The following is a 14,299-nucleotide window of genomic DNA, read 5'->3' as shown; positions in this document are numbered from 1 at the left end:
ACCGAACCGAATGGGTTCTGGTGGTTTGTTTCTTTTTACAGGCGGGAGCGAAGGTACGCATTAATAAATGCGTCTAGATCGCCATCCATAACCGCTTGGATGTTTCCTGTTTCCTCACTTGTCCGGTGGTCTTTTACCATGGAATACGGATGGAATACATACGAGCGAATCTGGCTTCCCCAGCCGATTTCTTTTTGTTCACCGCGGATTTCAGCAAGCTCTGCTTCCTGCTCCTCTAAGCGGCGCTGATACAATTTCCCTTTGAGCATTTTCATCGCATGCTCACGGTTTTTAATTTGCGAACGCTCTGTCTGGCACGTGACCACAACGCCTGTCGGGATGTGGGTAATCCGGACAGCGGAATCGGTTGTATTGATGTGCTGACCGCCGGCGCCGCTTGCCCGGTACGTATCGATTTTCAAATCTTCTGTCCGGATTTCGATTTCGATTTCTTCATTAAATTCCGGCATGACTTCACACGACACAAAAGAGGTGTGGCGGCGGCCTGATGAATCAAATGGTGAAATCCGCACAAGGCGGTGAACGCCTTTTTCCGCTTTTAAATAGCCGTAGGCGTTATGGCCTTTAATAAGCAGCGTTACACTTTTAACGCCAGCTTCATCGCCCGGCAGGTAATCAATTGTTTCCACTTTAAAGCCGCGCTTTTCTGCCCAGCGTGTGTACATCCGCAGCAGAAGTGATGCCCAGTCCTGTGACTCAGTTCCGCCGGCACCCGGGTGAAGCTCTAAAATGGCATTGTTTTTATCATGCTGTTCGCTCAGCAAAAGCTGAAGCTCAAAATTTTCAAGACGCGTTTGAAATTCTTTCGTTTCATTCGCAAGCTCTTCATGCAAATCCGCGTCGTTTTCTTCTTTTAGCAGCTCGTGGGTCATTTCAAGATTTTCCTGTGTTTCTACTAAATCTTTATATTCGTTCACAAGCTCTTTGAGCGCATTTGATTCGTTAATAACCGTCTGCGCGCCCTGCTGGTCGTTCCAGAAATCAGGGTCAAGCATGCGGTCTTCAAGCTCTGCCATTCGTGCCTCTTTGTTTTCTAAGTCAAAGAGACCCCCTGAAGTCCGCCAATTTCTCGGCTGAATTGTCAAGCGTGTTGCGAATTTCAAATAGTTCCATCTAGTCCACCTCTAAATAAATTTGATAAAAGAGCCTGGGTGCGGCTAAACCGCACCTTTTACTCTTGAAGTCCGTGACAGTTTTTATACTTTTTGCCGCTGCCGCATGGGCATAGCTCATTGCGTCCGATTTCCGGCGCTTTACGGAGCGGTTTTTTCTTCTTCGGTGCTTCTTCTTCTTTCGGATTAACCGCCTGGCCTTTTGCTACTTCCTGGCGCTCAAGGTTGCTGCGGATTTCCGCTTTCATGACATACTTGGCGGCTTCTTCGTTGATGGCAGCAATCATCTGCTCAAACATGGCAAAGCCTTCGTTTTGATACTCGCGAAGCGGATCAATCTGTCCGTAAGCACGCAGGTGAATCCCCTGCCGAAGCTGATCCATCGCATCAATATGATTGATCCATTTTGAATCGACGGCACGAAGCAGTACAACTTTTTCAAATTCACGCATTTGCTCGGCGCCAAGCTGTGCTTCACGCTCATTGTAGCGTTCCGTGACTTTGTCGGAAATAATGCGGCTGATTGTATCCAGGTCCTGGCCGCGAAGTTCATCCGCTGATACCGCTCCCTCTTCAAGCAGGTTCGCGTTTACCGTGTCGGCAATGCCTTCTGCGTCATACGGCTCGGCCGCTTCTTCATCGTTCGCATGTGCCGCAATCGTCGCCGCGATTGTTTTGGTCACCATTTCTTCTAAAATGCTGCGCAGGTTTTCTGCTTCGAGCACTTCGTCACGCTGCTTGTAAATGATTTCACGCTGCTGGCGTAATACATCATCATATTCAAGAAGACGTTTCCGTGCGTCAAAGTTATTGCCTTCTACGCGTTTTTGCGCAGATTCAACCGCCCGGGATACCATCTTGCTTTGAATAGGCTGAGTGTCGTCCATGCCAAGCTTGGCCATCATCGACTTCATGTTATCCGATCCGAAGCGGCGCATCAATTCATCTTCCATTGACAGATAAAACTGGGTGACACCCGGGTCGCCCTGACGGCCGGAGCGTCCGCGAAGCTGATTGTCAATCCGGCGTGATTCATGGCGCTCCGTTCCAATAACAGCCAGTCCGCCAAGCTCTTTGACGCCTTCACCGAGTTTGATATCGGTTCCGCGTCCAGCCATGTTAGTTGCAATCGTCACAGCACCCGGCTGTCCGGCATCCTGAATGATTTCTGCTTCCCGCTCGTGGTTTTTCGCATTCAGTACGTTGTGCGGAACGCCTCTTTTCGTTAAGTGGGCTGAAATAAGCTCAGATGTTTCGATCGCCACTGTCCCGACTAGAACCGGCTGTTTTTTCTGGTAGCGCTCATGGATATCTTCCACAACAGCCATAAATTTTCCGTTCATCGTTGCATAAATTAAATCGGCGCGGTCATCACGGGCAATTGGACGGTTTGTCGGAATTGCCACTACACGCATATTATAAATGTTGCGGAATTCTTCTTCCTCCGTGCGGGCCGTACCGGTCATACCGGAAAGCTTTTCATACATCCGGAAGAAGTTCTGGAACGTAATCGTCGCCATTGTCATGCTTTCATTTTGAATTTGAACGCCTTCTTTTGCTTCAATTGCTTGATGAAGCCCGTCGGAATAACGGCGCCCTTTCATTAAGCGGCCGGTAAACTGGTCAACGATGACCACTTCCCCGTCCTGCACAACGTAATCTACGTCGCGATGCATCGTCACACGCGCTTTTAACGCCTGTGTAATATGATGGTTTAAGCCGACATGCTTCAAGTCAAACAAGTTTTCAATGCCGAATGCTTTTTCCGCTTTCGTCATTCCTTCTTCGGTTAACAGCACGCTTTTCGTTTTAATATCAACCGTGAAGTCTTCTTCTTCTTTCAGCGTGCGGACGAATGAAAACGCATGGATATACAGCTGCGTTGATTTGGCTGCCTGTCCGGAAATGATAAGCGGCGTCCGCGCTTCATCGATTAAGATAGAGTCCACTTCATCGATAACCGCATAGTGAAGCGGGCGCTGTACTTTATGCTCTTTGTACAGCACCATATTGTCGCGCAGGTAGTCAAAGCCAAATTCGTTATTTGTTCCGTACGTAATGTCACACTCGTACGCTTCTTTTTTCTGCTCTTTCGACAAGCTGTTTAAATTCAAGCCGACTGTTAAGCCAAGAAACTCGTAAAGACGGCCCATTTCTTCCGCATCACGGGATGCCAGGTATTCATTGACGGTAATAACATGAACACCTTTGCCGGAAACCGCATTTAAATAAACCGGCATTGTTGCCGTCAGCGTTTTCCCTTCACCGGTTTTCATTTCAGAGATATTCCCCTCATGAAGGGCGGCTCCCCCCATGAGCTGAACACGGTACGGGTAAAGGCCAAGCACACGCTTCGCGGCTTCCCGTACAACGGCAAACGCTTCTACAAGCAGGTCATCAAGCGATTCGCCTTTTTGATAACGCTGTTTGAATTCTTCTGTTTTATCTTTTAATGCTGCATCAGAAAGCGCCGCTGTTTCATCCGCCAGCGCTTCCACTTTTACAGCTGTTTTTTCAAGTTTTTTTATTTCTTTTTTATTCGCATCAAACACTTTATTTAATAAACCCATTTTAAACGCTCCTTTTCAGGTTCAACAGGGCAAAACCTTCGCATTTTTCCTAGTTAATAGTACCACTTCTGAAGGTGAGCGTACACTCATATGGTTTATTTTTGCCCGCTTCCCGCTGCCTGCAATTTCTCTTCCAGTACAGCTTCCATTTCCTTCTGCCGTTTTGAAAGTGTTGCAGCAGAAATACCGTAGCGGCTTGCGATCGCTGCCTTTGATTCTTTCACATCAAGCAGTTCGTGCGCTTGAAGAAGAGCAATCATGGCAGCAGTAAAGACTTCCTTCTTCCGGACTGCCGGATCTTCCTTCGAGCAGTAGTAATTCCAAAGAAGCACGGCCATTTGAGCTACAGGCTGCCCATACTGTTCCTGTTCAAACGAAGCTTCCATATGCGCGGCTGTTTCCTTTTGCGCTTCTTTTGCCCACATCAATGTCGTCAGATCAACAGCGGCATGTCCTTTTTCGTACACCGCAAACAATGTATCCATTACACCGACAAAGTCATGTGTGAAAAAGTCCTGCGTATCTTCAAAAGCAGACTCATTAAACATATTGCGGACAGCAGCTGCCATCGCTTCTGCATGTGCTGCTTCAAAGTGGAAATCTGTCATAAAAAACGTATAATCAGATTCATGCGGCAGCAGTGCTCCTGTCACAAACGCGCCGACAAGATCAACACTTCGGAGTGCCCGTACAGAATAAACTTCATCTGTTAAAATATCACGCACTCGATATACAGGGCCGTCGCATGATTCGATCACTCCGGCCATAAAGCGGTAATCTACCCACGAAGAGACAATTTCCGCTGTGCGCTGACGTGAAATAGACGGTACACGACGTTTCACAAATTTCGTTAAAATCGTCTCGTTTTCTTTAATCGTCCGGGTTAAAATCGCCCAAATTTCAAACGTTACAAGAAACACCTGTTCATTTTGACGCAGTGTTTCATTTGACCGAAGCAGCGGCTGAAACTCTTTTTTCAGCATCGCTGAATGATTTTCCATTGCATAATCGATCAATTCACGCTGAATCGCACTCGCTTCTTCTACCAAAACCGGTACAATCGCCGCTCCTTCTCTTTTTCCGCAGCATTTTTTATATTTTCTTCCGCTGCCGCATAGGCACGGATCATTTCGTCCAATTGACATCTTCTTTTTTCCTCCTCGTGCAAAGTCACGCTCTTTATCATATCATGAATCGCACATACAAAAAAGAAGCCCGCGTATTCTGCGGACTTCTTAGGGTGCTCATACATGCTCGGCTGCTGGTATCTGCCGGCTCCGATGCTCCTGATCCGGATGGTCACTCGCTTTGTGCCTTAAAAGACAAGCAGTTACCAGCCGGCTTTCTTAATACATAAGAAAAAGATTAGTTGGTTTCAATTAAGCCATATTTGCCGTCACTTCGTTTGTACACAATGTTTGTGCCATCTGTTTCAGCATCTGTGTAAATAAAGAAGTTATGGCCCAGCAGATTCATTTGCAGAACCGCTTCTTCTGAATCCATCGGCTTCAAGTCAATTTGTTTTGTCCGGACAACCTGCAGATCGTCCTGCTCTTCTTCTACAGCCACGCTGTCAGCCTGCACCGCGAAATAATCCTGCGGCTCACCTTTTTCACGGAACTTGCGGTTTACTTTCGTTTTATGTTTGCGAATCTGGCGCTCTAGTTTATCTGTAATTAAATCAACTGCTGCATATAGATCCGGATTACGTTCCTCTGCGCGAAGAACGAGATTTTTCATCGGGATCGTCACTTCTACTTTTGCGTTTGTGTTATTGTACGTTTTTAAGTTCACGTGTACATTCGCATTAGGAGTTTCGGTGAAATAGCGCTCAAGCTTACTGATCTTTTTCTCTACATACTCACGAATAGCCGGAGTCACTTCAATATTTTCACCGCGAATGTTATAGTTCATCATGCTAGAACTCCTCCTTCAACTAATTGCTATACTTCTATATTCTTTATGTACCCTTTAGAATCCTCCTTAATCCACGAAAAAATTTGTCGAATTTTCAAAAAACTTTTATCAAGAAAAAATCCGGGCTTGAGTGGCACCGGATTAATTGCGTTTATCGTAAAATACACCATCTGTCTGCAGCGCTTCATACGGATTTGCATACTTGCTCATCGTCTTCTTTTTCACTTTTACTTCCTGTAAATCTTCTTTAACAGCCCGGCTCAGCTTTTGCAGGTGCTGTTCAATTTCCTGGTTCATTAAATGAATCTCGCGCCCAAGCTTTTGCTCTTCCTCCGTAAAAGGCGGCTGAATGTTTGGAAGAATGTCACCGCGCTGGTCCAGCAGCTCTTCAACATCTTGAATTTGACTGTCACGATCCTCATTTGCTGCCTCAAGCAGATCAAGCAGCCTTTTCGTCATTTTATGACAGTCATGAACCGGCGTCATTACACCCGGCCGCCCGCACCAACTTGCTGCATGCGGCGGTTTTCCTGGATAACTTGCTTCCACGCATCACGGAATTCGACGACAAATCCTTCTACTTCTTTTAGGATAGCCGGGTCGTTTTTGATATTCGCTTGGACAAGGCGTTCATTCATAAACTCGTAAAGGGCGAGCATGTTTCTTGCGAGCTCTGTATTCGTTTTAAGCGTAATACTCAATTCACGGATAATCGCCTGTGCTTTTTGTACGTTTATATTTTTTTGTTCAATATTGTTTTCCTTTATTGCACGTTCAGCTAAATGAATAAATTTCAAGCATCCATTGTATAGCATTAATGTTAATTCACCAGGGGATGCTGTATTAACTGAGTTATTCGCATAAGCCTGATGCGGATTATTGATTGCCACTAGAGGGTCACTCCTTTTTTATTAATAACTGCTAAACTGCTGCATCAAATAAGAAGATTGCGTATTTGCATTTTGAATCGCTTTTTCCATAGCCGTGAACTGCTTCCAGTACCGGTCTTCTACCTGGGTCAACCGGCCTTCAAACCGAGTAATGCTATCATCAACTGTTGTTAATTGTCGTCCCAAAGTAAACTGTTGATTACTTGACAGTGAGTTGCCTGCTCGATCTTTTAATTTATCCATTGTTTCATTAACTGTACTGTACAGGCGATGGATAATGCCTTTTTCACCAATGGAAGTTGCTTCGCCTCCACCACGGAATAAAGCTTCGACTGCGTCTGGATTATTATTAATGGCCTCTTTTAATTTTGACTCTGAAATCTCTAACTTTCCGCCCTCAAGATAATTTTTAGTTGTTGTGATGCCAATAGACGCCAGCTGATTGAAAAGCGGGTCTGTATCACTGTTTGATACCGGCTGTGAAAAGTTGCTTCGCATTGAAGAAAGAACTCCGCTTAAAATAGTGTCCCGTCTAAGCAGCCCGCTTTTTGCTTTTTCTTCCCATTGCTCTTGTTGCTTTTCACTTAATGATTCTCTCTGCTCATCAGTAAGAGGCGTATAGGTACGGTAGCGCTCTTCAGATGTCTTTTTGCTTATTTTGCCAATAAGCTCATTGTATTTGTCTACGAATGATTTAATGTTTTCAAAAACTGCATTTCCATCATTACTAATGGAAAGGGAAGCTGCTCCTTCAGCGCTAGTAAATTCTTTTTTTAGCGTGATATTTACTCCATTCATGTCAAACGTATTGGAAGAACGTTCTGTGGCAAGGCCATTAATAACAAATTTAGCATTCTCGCCGCCTGTTTCTGTCCCGCCTAAAAGCAACATTTTTGTAGCAAAATCACCAGTAACACTTATTTCTTTTCCTGTCGAATTAAAATTACCAGTTTCTGTGCGTGTTAACGACATTCCTCCCGTAAATGAGTCATAAAACATCGATACGCCAGCTTTTGATTTATTCACCATCTCGATTACTTGATCTAACGTATCTGTCGATTGAATAAGAAATTTTTCTTTTAAAGAAGTGTTGTTCAAGGAAGCTGATTCAATAGAAAAATCTGCATATTTCTTGGTTGACTCATTGGTAATATAGTTTGCGCTGACAGTATCAGTAGCCGCAATATTATTTTTAAATGAAAGAATGCCTTCACTTGAGATAGCTACTTCATTGTCCAGGAGGTCTGCTTGAGCTTTGTCAACTAATGTATAAGCTTTGCCGTTTACTTTAACAGTCATAGCTTCTCTCTCGGCAGTATTAATATTTACTCCTGTTGCTAGTGTTAAGCTAACTGTATTTGTTCCAGTTCCGACTAATGATTGACTTCCTACTCCACCTGTTTTCCAGGCAAAAGCTGATTTTTTATACTCAGCTGTTACGGTTTTCCCGTCTAAATCCGTAGGTGTGTCAAATTTCACAACACCGCTGGCCAAATTGACAGTTCCGATTTGTGTCCCTAAGCTGTCTTTTAAACTGTAATCTCCGTTAGCATCAGCGGTTCCCGGCTCAAGTTGGTAGACAGTTCCATCAACAGTCAGTTTGAAATCAGTTTCGGTCAGGTTTGTCTTTCCAAGCTGCCAAGTGGATGGCGCAGTTGCAAAAGTTTCTGTTTGAGTAGTTAATGCAACATCTTGGGTGAAATTTGCTTCTTGGCTTTCAAGTGTTTTAGTAGACTCCACTTTCCCAATAGATGAAACAGTCTGCCGTGCTGCTGTCGCTAGCTTATCAACCTGTGTAACTGAGTAAGAAGCTTGAGAAGCGGCACTAGATGCCGTGGCTGTTACTTTAGTGTCATCAGAAGATGTAACCGTCCGAGCACGATACTTGGTTGTTAATCTCATATTCGTTAATTCGGAGCGAAAATCAAGAAGCAGGGTATTCATTGCCCGGTAATCGTCCCGCTGCCATTCTAAAGTTTGCTTTTTCTGTTTTAATTTATCAAGCGGTATCCGCTCTGCTTTCATTAAGTCTTTAATAATCGACTCAGTGTCCATGCCACTGGCCATTCCGCCTACGCGAAGCACCATAATCTTGTCCTCCCTACGCTTTTTTATCGACAAACAAGCCGATAAATTGGGTCATTGCCGCATACATGTCCAATATTTTTTTCGATGGAATTTCTTTAATGATTTCACCTGAGTTGTTATCCACGATCACCGCGTAATATTCCTGCAGTTCATCATGGTATTCAAATTGAACGTGCGTCTGGGTTGGCTGTAAAAATGTGTTGACCTGATCCGCAAATTTTTGCAGCTCCTCCTCCCTTACCGGAGTGCTCGGCTCAGCCGCTTCTGCTGCAGGCTTCTGCTCTGCTTCCACTGCTTTTGTTTCATTTGCTTCAATTGGTTTGGCTGTTGCTGGTATTGTACTTTCGCCTATACGGTCAACCATCGTTTTGCCTCCTTCATGCACATTTTCTTTTCTTTATATCGGCGCATTCTATTTTTTGTTAAGAAAAATTTGGACAATTCGTCTGATTTTACAAAACATTGACATCTGTTGTACGCAAAAAAGCCTTCCTTCCCGGCATGTAGGGGAAGAAAGGCTTTTCCATTATGAAAATGTAACTGGCAGCGGCTTTAAGCGTGCTTCAATCTCTTCACGCTGCGGCTCTAAAAATGGCGGCAGTGCGAGCGATTCACCGAGGTGCTCCAACTCTTCATCTGTATCAAAGCCAGGGCCGTCGGTAGCCACTTCAAACAGGATACGGTTCGGTTCGCGGAAATAAAGAGATTTAAAGTAAAAGCGGTCCACAAATCCAGAATTGCCGATTCGCGCTTCACGAACACGCGCGATCCATTGACGCAGTTCTTCTTCATCCTCCACCCGAAAAGCAACATGGTGAACACCGCCGCGTCCTGGCCGTTCGGGCGCAAGATCGTTTCTCTCCTCTACATGCACTTCTGCTCCTGTGCCGCCTTCACCTGTTTCAAATACAATGACGTCCGGCTGTCCTTCTACAGGCGATGGATATCGTTTCACTTCGCGGAAACCCATCAGTTCAGTTAACGCAGCAGCAGTTGGTTCTGCAGTAGGCACAGTTAAATGAACCGGTCCGAGCCCAATAATTCCAACCTCAGTCGGCACCGGGCTTTTCTCCCACGGTATGCCGCCGGCGACACCCTCGTTTCCTTCATCCGACACAAGGAAAAACCGCTGTCCTTCGAAATCCTGGAAAGGGAGTGCTTTCCGGCCGCCTTGATCAATGATAGCTTGATGCTTAACACCAAATTCGTCAAACCGGATTTGCCAATAATCGAATGCTGCATCGTTCGGCACGCGGAGAGAAAGACCCGAAATAGAATTGTTTCCGTTCCGGTTCGGGGCGGCCATTGGAATTTCAAAAAACGTCAGCTCCGTCCCCGGGTTTCCTCTTTCATCGCCGTAAAACAAGTGATACATCGACGTTTCATCTTGATTGACCGTTTTCTTAATTAAACGCATCCCCAGTATTTCCGTATAGAACGTCACATTTCGGGCTGCATTCGCTGTAATAGCTGATACGTGATGAATACCTTTAAACTCGATTTTCATTCTCTCCTTTTTATGACTGAATTTTCTTCAGCAGCTCAAGCAGCTGTTTCTTTTCTTCTATAGAAAGCTTTCCGAATTGGTCCGCTTGAAATTGTTCCTGTGCCGGCAGCACTTCATCCAAGAGTGATCTGCCGGCTTCGGTCAGCGTAATATATTTTGTTTTCCATTCGCGCTCTCTTATGACCCAGCCTAGCTTTTCCATTTTCGAGAGCATATGCGTAACATTGCCTTTTGTGACCAGAAGCTTTTCCGCCAGATCCTGCTGGCAGATACGGCCGCTCGTCCTAATTTGAGCCAGTGCATCAAACTGCGCAGCGGAGAGTCCCCATTTTTTTAAATGCTGATTAGACTTGCGGATGCTTTCATTGTAAAAGCGTGACAGCCGAAACCAGGCCAGAATGCTGATCATCCGCTCCCGTTTCTGCATCCGTCTCACTTCCTCTCATTTGGTATAATCAATTTAATACTAAACTGATAATCGATCAAGAAAAAAGCTCACCTGTTACGAGTGAACTTTATTTAACGACCAAATAGAATAATTCAGCCCAAGCGCAAATGCGACCCAGGCCGCGTACGGTATCATGAGCGTACCCGCTACAGCGTCAGCCTGGTAAAATTCATAGGTGGTCCATGTAATGGCGCCGAGCATAAGGGCAATCTCCACAAAAGCAGTGCCGCGCAATCCCCACCGAAAAAATAAAAATGACCATAAAAAGTTCAGCCCGAGCTGAATGTTGTAAGGAAGCGCTGTTGTCGGTTTCCGGACGGATGCCCGGTATTTCGCAATGCCCATGGCTGTGTAAAGTCCGGTCCATACAACCGGGAATACCCAGCCCGGCGGTGAAAAGGACGGCTTTTTCAACTGCTGGTAATCTTCTCTCGTATTTCGATTGGCGACTGCACCTATAGTCGATCCGCCGACAACGGGCAGCAGGACACTGGCGGCCAATTTTTTTCCGTTTAACACGTTCATTGGCAAAACTCCTTTACTCAGTATACTTTTATTTTGCCGCTGCCCCTCTTTTTAAAACAAAAAAAAACACCGTCTAAGACGACGGTGCAAGACAAACCTCTTTATAATTACACATCTGGCAGCGCTGCTCATAAGAAGTCCGTGGGAAATCATCGAGTTCAGCCGGCTCGTTTGACAAAATATCAAGCTGATAGCGGCGCATCATGTGGACACTCTGCTTCATTTTCTCCAGCATGAGCGTAATATCCCCTTCACTGAGCGTGTATGATTTTTGCACGCCGGTCAGCACGTATTCATTGCGGATTTGAATATCTTCCACCCGTGCATCGTATTTTTGCATCAAATAATACGCATAAAGTGCCAGCTGGCTCCGGTCATCTTCCGCTTCTTTACCGGTTTTCCAATCGACAATCACCCATTTATCCGTTTCTAAGTCGCGGTATAACAAATCCATCACGACAAAAATTTTCACACCGTCAACGGTCATAAAGCGGAATTCCTCCGCCTGCTGAAATTGCATCGTCTGCGGGCGGCCGGTAATATCGCCAAAGGATTTACTCGCCAGAAAGTTCTGGAATACAATGGGCAAGCGGCGTCGGTATTCTTCTGCTTCCATCCGGTTCAGTTCGCCTTCATAATACATGTCGTACAGCATATGAAAGCGGGCAGGCTTTTGCAGCCACTGCTGCTTTCGGTCGCGGGAATCGAGGTACGCCTGGTTCAGCATCTTTCTTGCTTCCCCCACAAGCTCTGCTTCGGTCATGACGTAGCCATGGTTAAGAAACATACGGAGTGCTCGTTCTGCCAGTTCATGCACAATTTGTCCAAATGCAATCGGCACGTTTTTCAGCTTCTTCAGCCGGTATACGTGCCTGGCTGCTTCATCTGCATCATACAGCCAGCCGTTATGGCCGGCGTAATACTCATACGCATATTTCCGTGCGCACGTCATCAGCGTTTTATGCCGTGAAAATGACCAGGAGAATTCAGGAAACGCTTTGACCTCAAACATGATTCCGCCTCCGCATCTCTAAAAACGCTTTGATCATGCCATAGGTTACTTCTTCCGGCACCTGCTCTTTAATCGGCTTCAGCCGGTCCGCTCCTGCTTCTTCAACAGCCCGCTTAAGCACTTCATGATGATGAACCGGCACAAGCAGACCGAGATTCACATCAAGTCCTTCTTCCATGCACTGAATCAAATGATTTTCGACCGTTCCGACTGTCAGGTTTCGTTCCGCTGCAATCGCTTCGGCAGCCATTCCTTTTTGATGCAGCTGGAGTGTATCTAAATAGGAGTTAACCGATTTTTTCTTTGGAGCGGCTGCGGCGGACTCAGTGATCAAGTCTCTTTGCCGATCCGGGTTTTCTTCTGTGTACGCTTTGATTGCAGTTAAAAATGCAGCTCCGTATTTCGCCATTTTGCTTTCTCCGACGCCGCTGACAGAAAGAAAATCTTCTTCATCCATTGGCAGCTTGGCACACATATCGTGAAGTGTGTTATCCGAAAAAATAACAAATGGCGGTACGCCCGCTTCCTCCGCAATATTCTTACGAAGCGCACGGAGTACATCGAACAGCGGGTCGTCTGCGGCAATTTTTTTCGTTTGTACCGCTTCCTTGCGCATCACGGTCTCCCTGCCCAGCAAAACCTCCCGTCCCTGCTCGGTCACAAAAATGGTCGGAAACTGTTTTTGTTCGACGCCGATCAGCTCCTGCGAAATTAAAAACTCAATAAAGTTAGTTACATCCTTCACGCTTTGCTGCTTTAAAATACCGTAAGTAGACAAGCTGTCAAAACCGAACTCGATCAGTTTTTTATTGCGTGACCCTGTGAGCACCTGTGCTGTCATCGCCTTACCAAACCGCTGTCCCATCCGGATTACGCAGGAAAGCACCATTTGCGCTTCTTTTGTTACATCGACACTGCTGCGTGAATCGGTGCAGTTGCCGCAGCGGCCGCACGGCTTGGCACCTGGATCACCAAAATACGCCACAATAAATTGCTGCAGGCATTTTTCTGTATGGCAGTAATCCACCATGCCCTGCAGTTTTTCAAGCTCCTGCGGAATGCGGTCGCGTTCAAGCGCCTGGTCAATTAAAAAGCGCTGTGTCTGTACATCCTGCGACGAATAAAGCACAATACACTCACTGTCAAGGCCATCACGCCCTGCACGGCCGGCCTCCTGATAATAGCTTTCCATATTTTTAGGCAGCTGGTAATGAATGACGTAGCGGATGTTAGACTTATCAATCCCCATCCCAAATGCATTGGTGGCGACCATTACGGTTGCTTCATCTGCTAAAAACCGGTCCTGCTCCCGTGCCCGCTCCACATCGCTCATTCCGCCGTGATAACGGGCAACGGAAATGCCCGCCCGCTGCAGGCGTTCATGTAGCCCGTCGACCGTTTTCCGGGTCGCGGCATAAATAATGCCTGATTCCTTTTCGTTTTTCTTTAAATAGTCTTTTAAAAAGCTGTTCCGGTCTTGTCCTTGAACGACAGAAAATGATAGGTTCTTCCGTTCAAATCCGGTAATAACCGTATTTTCCTCTTCAATAGAAAGAAGACGGCAAATATCCTCGCGCACATGCGGCGTAGCCGTCGCAGTCAGCGCAAGCACAACAGGATTGTTTGGAAACAGCTCGGTCATCCGCTGAATATGGCGGTAGCTTGGCCGGAAATCATGCCCCCACTGCGAAATACAGTGCGCCTCGTCCACAGCGATCAGCGGTACCGTCAGCTCCTTTAAATCTTCAATAAACGAATACGATTCAAGCCGTTCCGGCGCTATATAAAGCAGCTTGTATTCTCCGTTTCGCGCCGCTTTGATGGTTTCATATATATCTGCACCCGTCATCGTGCTGTTAATATATGCCGCCGGGATTCCTGCCGCAAGCAGCGTATCAACTTGATCCTTCATTAAGGAAATAAGCGGCGAGACCACAATCGTTGTTCCTTCCAGGACAAGCGCCGGGATCTGATAACAGAGCGACTTCCCTCCGCCTGTCGGCATCACACAAATCGTATTTTCACCGCTTAATACGTTGGTTATTGCCTGCTCCTGGCCCGTCCGGAATGAATCATAGCCGAAATGCGACTGCAAAAAGCTGCGTGCCTCTTCCAGCATGCAAACACCTCTTTGTTTTTCTTTCATTTTAGCACATATGATCGAGAAACGAAGAAGCCTGTCCACTTTATTGTCACTTACCGACAATGA

The 14,299-nt window shown here is 46.1% G+C and carries 13 protein-coding genes; all 13 read right to left on the bottom strand.

Annotated elements, in window-relative coordinates; genetic code table 11:
- Positions 1 to 35: 35 nt before the first annotated feature.
- Positions 36 to 1,134, bottom strand: a protein-coding gene (gene prfB / locus RRU94_RS11005) for a peptide chain release factor 2 (protein ID WP_315694313.1) whose coding sequence is annotated in 2 segments (ribosomal slippage) — positions 36 to 1,061 and positions 1,063 to 1,134 — 1,098 coding nt in all. Because the reading frame shifts where the segments join, the coding sequence is not laid out codon by codon here.
- 58 nt (positions 1,135 to 1,192) lie between these two features.
- Positions 1,193 to 3,703, bottom strand: coding sequence for a preprotein translocase subunit SecA (gene secA, locus RRU94_RS11000; protein ID WP_315694312.1), 2,511 nt, complete (start codon positions 3,701 to 3,703; stop codon positions 1,193 to 1,195).
- 95 nt (positions 3,704 to 3,798) lie between these two features.
- A complete protein-coding gene (locus RRU94_RS10995; protein WP_315694311.1) occupies positions 3,799 to 4,848 on the bottom strand; it encodes an SEC-C metal-binding domain-containing protein in 1,050 nt (349 codons plus the stop codon).
- A gap of 220 nt (positions 4,849 to 5,068) precedes the next feature.
- Entirely contained in the window at positions 5,069 to 5,620 is a 552-nt protein-coding gene (gene hpf, locus RRU94_RS10990) for a ribosome hibernation-promoting factor, HPF/YfiA family (protein ID WP_309091183.1), read from the bottom strand.
- A 141-nt stretch (positions 5,621 to 5,761) separates the two neighbouring features.
- Positions 5,762 to 6,106, bottom strand: coding sequence for a flagellar protein FliT (locus tag RRU94_RS10985; protein WP_315694310.1), 345 nt, complete (start codon positions 6,104 to 6,106; stop codon positions 5,762 to 5,764).
- Positions 6,106 to 6,510: a flagellar export chaperone FliS gene (gene fliS / locus RRU94_RS10980; protein WP_315694309.1), complete on the bottom strand. Its 405-nt coding sequence runs from the start codon at positions 6,508 to 6,510 to the stop codon at positions 6,106 to 6,108. The genes RRU94_RS10985 and fliS overlap by 1 nt, the downstream gene beginning before the upstream one ends.
- 21 nt (positions 6,511 to 6,531) lie before the next feature.
- Entirely contained in the window at positions 6,532 to 8,598 is a 2,067-nt protein-coding gene (fliD, locus tag RRU94_RS10975) for a flagellar filament capping protein FliD (protein WP_315694308.1), read from the bottom strand.
- A gap of 13 nt (positions 8,599 to 8,611) precedes the next feature.
- A complete protein-coding gene (gene flaG / locus RRU94_RS10970) occupies positions 8,612 to 8,962 on the bottom strand; it encodes a flagellar protein FlaG (RefSeq protein ID WP_315694307.1) in 351 nt (116 codons plus the stop codon).
- A gap of 162 nt (positions 8,963 to 9,124) precedes the next feature.
- The gene (locus RRU94_RS10965; RefSeq protein ID WP_410493012.1) at positions 9,125 to 10,105 is read right to left on the bottom strand and encodes a ring-cleaving dioxygenase; all 981 of its coding nucleotides are present in this window, start codon (positions 10,103 to 10,105) and stop codon (positions 9,125 to 9,127) included.
- A 10-nt stretch (positions 10,106 to 10,115) separates the two neighbouring features.
- Positions 10,116 to 10,532: a MarR family winged helix-turn-helix transcriptional regulator gene (locus RRU94_RS10960; protein WP_315694306.1), complete on the bottom strand. Its 417-nt coding sequence runs from the start codon at positions 10,530 to 10,532 to the stop codon at positions 10,116 to 10,118.
- A gap of 75 nt (positions 10,533 to 10,607) precedes the next feature.
- Positions 10,608 to 11,078 carry a TspO/MBR family protein gene (locus RRU94_RS10955; protein ID WP_315694304.1) on the bottom strand — a complete coding sequence of 157 codons (471 nt, stop codon included), beginning with the start codon at positions 11,076 to 11,078 and terminating at the stop codon, positions 10,608 to 10,610.
- A 73-nt stretch (positions 11,079 to 11,151) separates the two neighbouring features.
- Positions 11,152 to 12,090: a RecB family exonuclease gene (locus tag RRU94_RS10950; protein ID WP_315694302.1), complete on the bottom strand. Its 939-nt coding sequence runs from the start codon at positions 12,088 to 12,090 to the stop codon at positions 11,152 to 11,154.
- Positions 12,083 to 14,209 (bottom strand): DNA helicase RecQ, encoded by a 2,127-nt coding sequence (recQ, locus tag RRU94_RS10945; RefSeq protein WP_315694300.1) that lies wholly within the window; start codon positions 14,207 to 14,209, stop codon positions 12,083 to 12,085. Before recQ ends, RRU94_RS10950 begins: the two co-directional genes overlap by 8 nt.
- Positions 14,210 to 14,299: the final 90 nt, after the last annotated feature.

Source organism: Domibacillus sp. DTU_2020_1001157_1_SI_ALB_TIR_016, assembly GCF_032341995.1.
Taxonomy (GTDB): Bacteria; Bacillota; Bacilli; order Bacillales; family Domibacillaceae; genus Domibacillus; species Domibacillus indicus_A.
The sequence above is the reverse complement of the archived record's forward strand: the minus strand, read 5'-3'. Positions and strand labels throughout refer to the sequence as shown.

Excerpts from the sequence above, each read along its gene's own strand:
- secA (WP_315694312.1), bottom strand. The coding sequence starts at position 3,703 with ATGGGTTTATTAAATAAAGTGTTTGATGCGAATAAAAAAGAAATAAAA.
- RRU94_RS10995 (WP_315694311.1), bottom strand. The coding sequence starts at position 4,848 with ATGTCAATTGGACGAAATGATCCGTGCCTATGCGGCAGCGGAAGAAAA.
- hpf (WP_309091183.1), bottom strand. The coding sequence starts at position 5,620 with ATGATGAACTATAACATTCGCGGTGAAAATATTGAAGTGACTCCGGCT.
- RRU94_RS10985 (WP_315694310.1), bottom strand. The coding sequence starts at position 6,106 with ATGACGCCGGTTCATGACTGTCATAAAATGACGAAAAGGCTGCTTGAT.
- fliD (WP_315694308.1), bottom strand. The coding sequence starts at position 8,598 with ATGGTGCTTCGCGTAGGCGGAATGGCCAGTGGCATGGACACTGAGTCG.
- flaG (WP_315694307.1), bottom strand. The coding sequence starts at position 8,962 with ATGGTTGACCGTATAGGCGAAAGTACAATACCAGCAACAGCCAAACCA.
- RRU94_RS10965 (WP_410493012.1), bottom strand. The coding sequence starts at position 10,105 with ATGAAAATCGAGTTTAAAGGTATTCATCACGTATCAGCTATTACAGCG.
- RRU94_RS10960 (WP_315694306.1), bottom strand. The coding sequence starts at position 10,532 with ATGCAGAAACGGGAGCGGATGATCAGCATTCTGGCCTGGTTTCGGCTG.
- RRU94_RS10955 (WP_315694304.1), bottom strand. The coding sequence starts at position 11,078 with ATGAACGTGTTAAACGGAAAAAAATTGGCCGCCAGTGTCCTGCTGCCC.
- RRU94_RS10950 (WP_315694302.1), bottom strand. The coding sequence starts at position 12,090 with ATGTTTGAGGTCAAAGCGTTTCCTGAATTCTCCTGGTCATTTTCACGG.
- recQ (WP_315694300.1), bottom strand. The coding sequence starts at position 14,209 with ATGCTGGAAGAGGCACGCAGCTTTTTGCAGTCGCATTTCGGCTATGAT.